2 protein-coding genes are annotated in these 2133 nt (G+C 34.5%); both read right to left on the bottom strand.

Features of this window, described 5'->3' with window-relative positions; translation table 11 throughout:
- Positions 1-864, bottom strand: an 864-nt coding sequence (locus tag AACU95_RS14275; protein WP_337247533.1) for a tetratricopeptide repeat protein, incomplete at its 3' end; no start/stop codon positions are given.
- Positions 865-1038: 174 nt separating this feature from the next.
- Positions 1039-1851, bottom strand: coding sequence for a Slam-dependent surface lipoprotein (locus AACU95_RS14270; RefSeq protein ID WP_124740923.1), 813 nt, complete (start codon positions 1849-1851; stop codon positions 1039-1041).
- Between the last annotated feature and the right edge of the window lie 282 nt (positions 1852-2133).

Raw genomic sequence — 2133 nt, 5'->3', positions numbered from 1 at the left:
AAATAGCCCGGTATATACCCCAATAGATTGATACTCAAACGCCTTTTTAGGTGATTTTATTTCATAATAGGGGGATAAAGTCCACCGATAATCCTTTTTTTGGTACTGATAACTTAATTGAGTATATAAATGTGTAAAATTAGCTTGTTTATATGCAAAATAATCACGATAGCGTGCTGAAAAATAGCCTGATAGGGTATTATTAGCGTAAATAAAAGTGGGCTGATAGAAAGAAAAAAGATGACTAACCCCCATCGATGCTATAGGTTGAGCGCCTTTTCTGGTCATGATGACTTGCGTTGATTGCGAAACAATTTGCTCATCAAGATAAGGTGCATGATTAATATTATCATCATAAAAAAAACTGATTTGATAAAAACGCCTAGCTTTAAAATAATCGTTAAGCTGTTTCTGATAATAGATAATTGCTTGATTAATGGCAGGTGATAATCCCGATAAACGACTTAATTGATTTAGCTGGTATTGTGCTTTTTTATATTCTCCTTGAGAAAAGTAGAGCTGAATTAGGCCTGTTTGTGCCGGAATAAAATCTGCTTGCTGCTTAAGTTGCTGCTGATAATAAAATTCAGCTTGTAAGAAATTACCATTCTTCTGTGCTAATAGTGCTTGAGCATAATAGACTAATAAAGTTTCGTGTAATGGTAATTGCTGATAATTAACTAATAGTTTTTCCGCTTGATACCACTGCTGTTGCTGTAAATGATGATACAGTTGTTGACCTAATTGAGCGACCTTCTCTTTATTAAGCGGCTCTTGATTAGGTTGTGTTGCCGCCCCCTGTGACGAATGAAATAAGATATTAATAATAAATAATGACTTTATTAGCCTTTGATAATAACGCATGGTTTATCCTTATAATAACAATAGATCTATTCCTTACAATCCGTTTTTTAAGGCAAAAAAAAACAGATAACCGTATATTTGATTATCTGTTGCTAAAAACTAGCTTAATGACCACTAATACCACGTATGTAAAAGGACTAAATTGTTTTTAAGCTCCGAACTTAAAACCTAACGTTAAGAGGCTTCTGCACTATCTGTTACGCTATCTGTTGCAGTATCTACTTCAGCACTATTTTTGCTTCCCCCAAAACCAATATCTTTAGTATGATCGGTGTGGAAGACGACAATACCAGCCAATGTTTCAGCATTTTCACCAAAGAAAGCCCCTTCAACAATACCGGATGTGGTATCTTCTTTTGCATCTGCAGAGAAGGTTACTTGGTTATTTGCGGTATAAATATTGCCACGTTCTAACTCGACAGTACGTAGGTTATTAGCCAGTGAACCACCAATTGTCTTTTGTGAAAAATCAACATCAAAAGTACCAGACAGTAAATTATCACCACTATATTGACTGATACCTGTTACGGTATAAGTTGCACTGTCTGTCGGTAGCGTACTAGTAACCTCTTTACCTACATAATAAGACTGATGAGTGATATCTGTAACAGAGGCTGTTTTTGCCCAAGTACCAAAATAGACATTGGCATCAGTCACCTGTGAAAAATGAAATACCCCCATATTACTATGGCTAGCTGGTGTATTTTCATTGGGTTGTATTGTATAAACACCATGGCTATCCGCCCCACCACTCATATTATTTGGTGTTAATGACGCAAAACCAATTTTTTTACCCCCATATAGATTAGAAATACCAACACCCGGCTCCCCACCTGCTGATTGATGAGGGCCATGAGTCACGGGATCACTCGCCCCCACACTCATGGTGGTTAAAGGGCCACTTTGATTAGAATGGATTTCTGCTTGTGCCATACTTATGCTAGATAAAACAAATAGAGTACCCGTAAAAATGTTTATTTTTGTCATAATAACTTCCTTATTATTTATTACATAAGATCATAATTTATTATCACTAATAAATTATCCATGAGAGAGATATTTTAATTCTCTCTTTCTTACTCAATATTAAAACAAGGCAAGTACCTTTCTTGAGTTGACTGCCCTTTGATATTAAACATTCTTATTTTATTGTAAATAGATCTTTTAAAGCACGCTAATTCCCATTAAATACATTTAACAAAACAAAAATCATTTAACTTAATGTTTTAAATTATTTTTTATCATAAAGCTTAAATAAAACCTTTATAA

The organism is Proteus sp. G4415, assembly GCF_963896075.1.
Classification (GTDB): Bacteria; Pseudomonadota; Gammaproteobacteria; order Enterobacterales; family Enterobacteriaceae; genus Proteus; species Proteus mirabilis.
Note: the sequence above shows the minus strand (reverse complement) of the source record. Positions and strands in the feature narration are given on the sequence as shown.

Coding starts and splice junctions, on each gene's coding strand:
- AACU95_RS14270 (WP_124740923.1), bottom strand. CDS start 1,851: ATGACAAAAATAAACATTTTTACGGGTACTCTATTTGTTTTATCTAGC.